6 protein-coding genes, 2 tRNA genes, 2 rRNA genes and 1 riboswitch are annotated in these 7,639 nt (G+C 46.1%); of the genes, 9 read left to right on the top strand and 1 reads right to left on the bottom strand.

Going from position 1 to position 7,639, the window contains the following annotated elements; genetic code table 11:
• The 4 genes from AC6R16_RS08085 to AC6R16_RS08070 all read left to right on the top strand — a co-directional run.
• Positions 1-571: ribosomal RNA gene (locus AC6R16_RS08085) — 23S ribosomal RNA — on the top strand; the annotation flags it as partial.
• 91 nt (positions 572-662) lie between these two features.
• A 5S ribosomal RNA gene (rrf, locus tag AC6R16_RS08080) occupies positions 663-778 on the top strand.
• Positions 779-809: 31 nt separating this feature from the next.
• Positions 810-886: transfer RNA gene (locus AC6R16_RS08075), tRNA-Asp, on the top strand.
• Between the two features lie 60 nt (positions 887-946).
• Positions 947-1,023: transfer RNA gene (locus AC6R16_RS08070), tRNA-Trp, on the top strand.
• A gap of 47 nt (positions 1,024-1,070) precedes the next feature.
• On the opposite strand, the gene AC6R16_RS08065 is transcribed toward AC6R16_RS08070, so the two are convergent.
• Entirely contained in the window at positions 1,071-1,220 is a 150-nt protein-coding gene (locus AC6R16_RS08065; protein WP_500674074.1) for a hypothetical protein, read from the bottom strand.
• 88 nt (positions 1,221-1,308) lie between these two features.
• Here AC6R16_RS08065 and AC6R16_RS08060 point away from each other — a divergent pair, with 88 nt between their 5' ends.
• From AC6R16_RS08060 to thiF, 5 genes are all read left to right on the top strand, one after another.
• Positions 1,309-2,691, top strand: a complete 1,383-nt coding sequence (locus tag AC6R16_RS08060; RefSeq protein ID WP_500674073.1) for a multicopper oxidase domain-containing protein — start codon at positions 1,309-1,311, stop codon at positions 2,689-2,691.
• A 108-nt stretch (positions 2,692-2,799) separates the two neighbouring features.
• Positions 2,800-3,183: a fluoride efflux transporter CrcB gene (gene crcB / locus AC6R16_RS08055; RefSeq protein WP_500674072.1), complete on the top strand. Its 384-nt coding sequence runs from the start codon at positions 2,800-2,802 to the stop codon at positions 3,181-3,183.
• Positions 3,184-3,252: 69 nt separating this feature from the next.
• Positions 3,253-3,351, top strand: a riboswitch (TPP riboswitch).
• Positions 3,352-3,514: 163 nt separating this feature from the next.
• Positions 3,515-5,455, top strand: a complete 1,941-nt coding sequence (thiC, locus tag AC6R16_RS08050; protein ID WP_500674071.1) for a phosphomethylpyrimidine synthase ThiC — start codon at positions 3,515-3,517, stop codon at positions 5,453-5,455.
• Positions 5,455-6,831 (top strand): thiamine phosphate synthase, encoded by a 1,377-nt coding sequence (locus tag AC6R16_RS08045; protein ID WP_500674070.1) that lies wholly within the window; start codon positions 5,455-5,457, stop codon positions 6,829-6,831. The genes thiC and AC6R16_RS08045 overlap by 1 nt, the downstream gene beginning before the upstream one ends.
• Positions 6,821-7,609 (top strand): thiazole biosynthesis adenylyltransferase ThiF, encoded by a 789-nt coding sequence (gene thiF, locus AC6R16_RS08040; protein ID WP_500674069.1) that lies wholly within the window; start codon positions 6,821-6,823, stop codon positions 7,607-7,609. The genes AC6R16_RS08045 and thiF overlap by 11 nt, the downstream gene beginning before the upstream one ends.
• The last annotated feature ends 30 nt before the right edge of the window (positions 7,610-7,639 follow it).

Genomic DNA, 7,639 nt, shown 5'->3' with positions numbered 1-7,639 from the left:
TAAGCCCGCTTGACTGCGAGAATGACAATTCGAGCAGGTGCGAAAGCAGGTCATAGTGATCCGGTGGTTCTGTATGGAAGGGCCATCGCTCAACGGATAAAAGGTACTCCGGGGATAACAGGCTGATACCGCCCAAGAGTTCATATCGACGGCGGTGTTTGGCACCTCGATGTCGGCTCATCACATCCTGGGGCTGAAGTCGGTCCCAAGGGTATGGCTGTTCGCCATTTAAAGTGGTACGCGAGCTGGGTTTAGAACGTCGTGAGACAGTTCGGTCCCTATCTGCCGTGGGCGTTGGAAGATTGAAGGGGGCTGCTCCTAGTACGAGAGGACCGGAGTGGACGAACCTCTGGTGTTCGGGTTGTGTCGCCAGACGCATTGCCCGGTAGCTAAGTTCGGAATCGATAACCGCTGAAAGCATCTAAGCGGGAAGCGAGCCCTGAGATGAGTCTTCCCTGACCCCTTGAGGGTCCTAAAGGGTTGTTCGAGACTAGAACGTTGATAGGCAGGGTGTGTAAGCGTTGTGAGGCGTTGAGCTAACCTGTACTAATTGCCCGTGAGGCTTAACCATACAACACCCAAAGGGTTTTGATGGACTCAAAGCAAGAACAGAATTGAATGTGTAGAGAACACAATAACAGCTTTCCGAATTAAAGAATTTGCTTGGCGACCATAGCGATTTGGACCCACCTGATTCCATGCCGAACTCAGAAGTGAAACGAATTAGCGCCGATGGTAGTGTGGGGCTTCCCCATGTGAGAGTAGGACATCGCCAGGCTTTAAATTTAGACTTAGAGTCTAACCAGTGCGGAGCGGTAGTTCAGTTGGTTAGAATACCGGCCTGTCACGCCGGGGGTCGCGGGTTCGAGTCCCGTCCGCTCCGCCACTTATTTCGAAACCTCGCTATGGCGAGGTTTTTTCGAATCTACAATTTGAAAGATTCTACAGGGGTGTAGCTCCAATTGGCAGAGCAGCGGATTCCAAATCCGCGTGTTGGGAGTTCGAATCTCTCCACCCCTGCCATATTCGAAAGCCTCAGCAGAAATGCTGAGGCTTTTTTCGTATGTGTGTCAAACCAAAGCAGCGGATTTCGCCACTACCAAAGACGAACGTGCTGGGAGCTGGAGTGCCAGCCCAGTCGAATATTTCCACTCTGCCATATTCAAGGTTCTAGCAGAAATGCCAGAGCCTTTTTGTTTTTCTAAAGGCGAGTACTTCATCCATAGCTCTCAAACTAGATTTCTTGTTGAGAACTATTCTTACTAATCTGTTACATTTGGTAACTTGTTTACTCAATAGTCGTAGTTTATGGATATTTCTCGTCGCTATTTTATTAAAACAGGATTGGCTGTTTCTGCATTAAGCGTTTTGCCTGCGTGTACTTTAACTCGTGCTAAGAGTGGTAAAGGTGAGTTTGTTTATGAGCTCACCGCAGAGCCAGCAACGGCTGAACTAGTACCTGGTTATACAACGAATGTACTTGGATTTAATGGTGAGATTCCAGCCCCAACGATTCGTTGTCGTCAAGGACAAGAAGTTACGATCAGATTTACCAATAAGCTTTCAGAGCCAACCACGATTCACTGGCATGGGCTGAGAGTTCCAATAGAAATGGATGGTGTACCATTCTTAAGTCAGGCACCAATCATGCCGGGTGAAACTTTCGAGTATCGCTTTACCCCACCTGATGCAGGCACCTTCTGGTATCACCCACATATGAATAGCGTCAAGCAACTTGGTATGGGTTTAGTGGGACTGATCATCGTCGAAGAAGCGGTTCCAGTAGAGTTTGATGAAGAACACGAGTTGATGCTTAAGCACTGGCACCTTGATAAACAGGGGCAGTGGAAAGAGTTAATGATCCCTCGTCTTAGCGCGAGAATGGGAACCCCCGGAGAGTGGAGCAGTGTTAATGGTGTACATGAGCCTATGTATCAATTAAAGGAAAATGCCACTACTCGGCTGCGTATCGCTAACGTCGATAATACCATTACCTATCCGATTGCTATTGAAGGGGCGGAAGCATGGGTGATAGCCATCGATGGTAACCCGATTAAAACTCCCTATAAGCTCTCTCAACATAAAATTGGTCCAGGTATGAGGGTTGACCTTGCCTTAAGAGCTCCAAAGCAAGGAGAGTCCGTTTACGTCCGATACATGAAAGGCAGATTTCCGTTTCCTCTGTGTGAGTTTGAAGCGATCAGGTCTGATCTTTCCGATCACAGACCGATCCCTCAACTTCCTCTTAATCCAGTGCCTGATCTTGATTTGGCCAATGCGGAGAAAATTGATTTCGTATTTGAATGGGAAGGAGCAATTTCACCGGTTGGAAAAGATGGTAAGTCAGTTCCTAAGTTTTGGTTAACCAACAAACGGGCTTGGGAAGGGATGTCGAAAGATAATATCCCCGCGCCACTCGCTTCATTGCAATTGGGTAAAACTTATATTTTCTATCTCAAGAATATCACTCAGTATCATCATCCAATTCATATCCATGGTCATACATTCACAGTTTTGGAGCTCAATGGAAAAAAGGTCGAACAGCCTTTCCATACTGACACTGTTTTACTAGGCAAAAACGGTACGGCTATCGCAGCGTTCGTGGCGGATAATCCAGGGCGGTGGATGTATCACTGTCATGTGATCGAGCATATGAAAACCGGACTAATGGGGTATATTGAAGTAAAGTGACTCCTGTAACTTTTAAAATGTTTGCAGTTAGTAATGGCTAAATCTTAATTTATGATCTTCCGTGAGCTTGTATTTTGGCTACAATACACCCAGTCAATCGGAGGAATTATGGGTCAGTTTTCAATATTGGGTTTTATCGCACTCGGTGGTGCATTTGGTGCATGCTCTCGTTATCTTGTTTCTGAGCTTTGTGTTGCACTTCTTGGGCGCGGATTTCCTTACGGTACGCTAGCTGTTAACGTGGTTGGTTCTTTCATTATGGGTTTGCTTATTGCGGCATTTGAAAATGATATGTTAGCCACCGAGCCATGGCGCCAAATTATCGGATTGGGCTTTCTAGGTGCACTCACCACCTTCTCTACGTTCTCTATGGATAATGTGCTTCTAATGCAGCAAGGCGCTTTTTTTAAGATGGGTTTGAATGTGTTGTTGAATGTCTTTTTAAGCATTTCTGCTGCATGGATTGGTTTTCAAATACTCATCAAGAGCTAATGTTGGTTAAAATTTAGCTAATTATTGTTCATCACGGCTTGGTTTACCCAAGCCGTTTTTATATACTGCAATTACTTGTCGGAGTGCCATAAGGCTGAGACCGTTAATTCGGGATCCGTTGAACCTGATCAGATTAAAATCTGCGAAGGGAACAAGAGAAGATATCTACACCAGAGTTCTGTCTGGTTACCTATCAAATAGTCGAATGTTGTTATATACCATTAGTGCACACTAATAAGGTCATAATTCGATTCCTCTTGTCGCATCTTTCCGCCAAGCATTTTTATCCCATTACTTTTTATCTAAGAATAACAAAGCAAGGAAAAATGCTATGTCGAGTCGCAAACAAGCGAGACTGGAAGCAAAACAGTTCATTGATACACTTTCGGTACAGCCGTACCCAAATTCAAGCAAAGTCTATGTAGAGGGTTCACGCCCAGATATTCGTGTGCCTATGCGAGAAATCTCACTCGCGGATAGTCTTATCGGAGGCACAAAAGAAGCGCCTATTTTCGAACCTAATGAGCCTGTACGTGTTTACGATACTTCCGGTGTATACACTGACCCAGAACACACTATTGACCTTTACAGCGGCCTACCAAAGCTAAGAGAAGGGTGGATTGAAGAACGAGCTGATACTGAATTACTCGACGATGTTAGCTCGGTATACACTAAGGAGCGTTTAGAAGACGAGACGCTTGATGAGCTACGTTATGGCAATTTGCCACGAATTAGACGTGCTAAAGATGGTCAGTGTGTCACTCAGCTGCACTATGCGCGCAAGGGTATCGTTACCCCTGAGATGGAATACATCGCCCTACGTGAAAATATGGGTCGCGCTCATTATCGCGATGAGGTGCTGAATCAACAGCATCCTGGTCAAAGCTTCGGGGCCAACTTACCCAAAGACATTACTGCAGAATTTGTTCGTAAAGAAGTCGCAGAAGGTCGAGCGATTATCCCTTCCAATATTAACCACCCAGAATCTGAACCAATGATTATTGGGCGTAACTTCTTAGTTAAAGTAAACGCTAATATCGGTAATTCATCAGTGACATCTTCAATTGAGGAAGAGGTTGAGAAGCTCGTATGGGCGACTCGCTGGGGTGGCGATACTGTTATGGATCTGTCTACTGGGCGTAATATTCACGAAACTCGTGAGTGGATTCTACGTAACAGTCCGGTGCCGATCGGTACTGTGCCAATGTACCAAGCGCTTGAAAAAGTGAACGGCATTGCGGAAAACCTCAACTGGGAAGTGATGCGCGATACTCTGATTGAGCAAGCAGAGCAGGGCGTCGATTACTTCACTATTCACGCAGGGTTATTGCTTCGCTATGTGCCTATGACGGCAAAACGTGTCACTGGCATTGTTTCTCGTGGTGGTTCTATTATCGCGAAATGGTGTTTAGCACATCATCAGGAAAGCTTCCTATATACTCACTTCCGCGAGATTTGTGAAATTTGTGCCAAGTATGACGTGGCGCTTTCTCTTGGTGATGGCTTGCGTCCTGGCTCAGTAGCCGATGCGAACGATGAAGCGCAGTTTGCTGAGCTTCGTACTCTAGGTGAGCTAACCAAGATTGCTTGGGAATATGACGTTCAGGTCATTATTGAAGGTCCAGGCCATATTCCGATGCATATGATCAAAGAGAACATGGAAGAGCAGCTAGAGCACTGCCATGAAGCGCCGTTTTATACCCTTGGCCCACTGACGACCGATGTTGCGCCGGGCTATGATCATATCACTTCAGGTATTGGTGCCGCGATGATTGGTTGGTATGGCTGTGCGATGCTTTGTTACGTTACGCCAAAAGAGCACCTTGGCTTACCGAACAAAGAAGACGTTAAGGTAGGTATGATCACCTATAAGCTCGCAGCACATGCGGCCGACTTAGCCAAAGGTCACCCCGGTGCTCAAGTCCGTGATAATGCACTTTCTAAAGCGCGTTTTGAATTCCGTTGGGAAGACCAATTTAACCTTTCGCTAGACCCTGATACTGCACGAGCTTACCACGATGAAACTCTACCTCAAGAGTCTGGAAAGGTCGCACACTTCTGCTCTATGTGTGGACCTAAGTTCTGTTCAATGAAGATCTCACAAGAGGTTCGCGAGTACGCGAAGGATACTGAACAAGTAGCGGCGGACCAAGCTATCTCGATCAAAATGCTCGACGATCCACTCGAAGGTATGCGCCAAAAATCGCAAGAGTTCCGAGAGACAGGTTCTGAGCTATACCACCCAGCAGTTCATGCAGAGGTAAGTGACTAATGAGCAAAATCCTAATTCCGTCATCATTGATTGAGCTAACAGGCTTAGTTCAGCAATGTTTGTTGTTGGCGAAAGAACAGGGTTTTTGCATCGAAGAGGTTGAGTTGGGTGTAAGCCCAACTCAGTCTGTTAAGCTTGTTCGTGACCAACAGATTACACATATCGCTACCGATCTCATTGATGGGTACGACTTTGAGTCAGATGACACATTTGCACTTTATTATCGCTCAGGCTTGTCGGTAGAAGCCTGTGCAGAGCAACCATCTAATGCGATTTATATTGGCATTGCTGATGGTTTGGCTTGTGATAAAAAGGATGAAGTGCTTCAGCTCGATGTCTGGCGTCATCCCATTAACGATGAAGTGAGAGCACTTTCCCTTAAGTCTAAACTCAATTCTGTATTTGAGCCTGAGTATCACTTTGCTTGGATAGTCGTGTTGTCCGTACTCGATTTTCCTATCGAAGATGCGTTAACACTCGCACGAGGAATGACAACTCAACAAGCGAATGTTTCACGTGAAACAGTGTTGAATGAGAAATTATTGACTCAGTGGGTTGAGAATTTCAATCAGTTCCCAACCCCCGTACTGGAAGATAGCCGACTGGGCATACAAGTTGGGTGGTCTGCGCAAGGGGAGAGTGTCAACTTTGCTAGCATAACTAAACAGAGTTTAGGGCTTTACCCAGTGGTCGATGATGTTGCTTGGATTGAGCGCTTGCTGCCATTAGGTATCAACACCATTCAACTGCGAATTAAGAACCCACAACAAGCCGATTTAGAACAACAGATCATTCGAGCGATTGAACTCGGTCGCCAATATCAAGCGCAAGTGTTTATCAATGACTACTGGCAGTTAGCTATTAAGCATGGTGCCTATGGTGTCCATCTTGGGCAAGAAGATATAGAAGAGTCAAACTTGGCTCAGCTAACTAAAGCGGGTATTCGTTTAGGTCTTTCTACCCATGGCTATTATGAGCTGCTTCGTATTGTGCAAATCCACCCTAGCTACATCGCGCTGGGACATATCTTCCCAACCACCACTAAGCAGATGCCATCGAAGCCACAAGGTTTAGTGCGCTTAGCTCTATATCAAAAATTGATTGATAGCATTCCTTATGGTTTCACGCATGAGGGTGCTAGTGCTTCGACCCTTGGTTATCCGACGGTTGCAATCGGTGGTATTGACCAATCGAACGCAGAGCAAGTTTGGCAAACCGGCATTTCGAGCTTGGCGGTTGTTAGAGCGATTACGTTGGCGCAGTCACCCAAGCCTGTGATTGAGTTTTTCAACCAGTTGATGAAGGAAAGACAGTCAACCTTTACTGATTCAATCTCGATAGCAACTAATGAAGAGAGAGAACAACATGCTCACTGATCAGCAGTTCCTCCGCTATCAGCGTCAAGTCGCTTTGCCAGAAATTGCTGAAAGTGGTCAGGAGAGACTGATCAAGTCGCAAGTACTGATAATTGGCTGCGGCGGGCTTGGAAGTGCTGCGAGTCTCTATTTGGCATCGGCGGGAGTCGGTAAGTTAGTAGTCGTTGATGATGATGAGGTCGATAGTAGTAACTTACAGCGTCAGATCATCTATCGTGAACGTGATCTCCAGCTTGCTAAAACGGAAGCGACGGTTAAACAGCTTTCTGACCTTAACTCCATGATACAAGTTCGAGCGCTTCACAAGCGGCTCGACAAGGCACAGTTGCAGCTTGAAATTATGCTGGCGGATGTCGTGTTGGACTGCACTGACAATATGCCAACTCGTCAGCTTATAAACCAAGTTTGTTTTGAACAAACAACGCCACTTATATCTGCAGCCGCAATTGGCTGGCAAGGGCAGTTTGCTGTCTTTGACTATCAAGCGAATAGTCGTGCTGATGGAGAAGAAGGTAAGGCTTGTTATCGCTGTTTGTATCCATTCGATGAACTGCAACAAACGCAGAAATGTAGTGAGAGTGGTGTTGTTGGCCCAGTGGTGGGCACACTTGGCAATTACCAAGCATTGGCGGCGATACAAAAACTTGCTACTGGCCTGTTTCATGTCGAGACCGCCAAGCTGCATCTTTTTGATGGTTTGAAAATGCAGTGGCAAACCATGGGGATTAGCAAAGACCAACAGTGCCAAGTTTGCGCTCAAGATCAGAGTGCAAGTTAACGAGAACAAAATATCCAATTGGTCTACTTA

The sequence above is a fragment of the Vibrio sp. R10-SG3-ISO10 genome (assembly GCF_059834185.1).
This window is presented reverse-complemented; position numbering and strand designations above follow the sequence as displayed.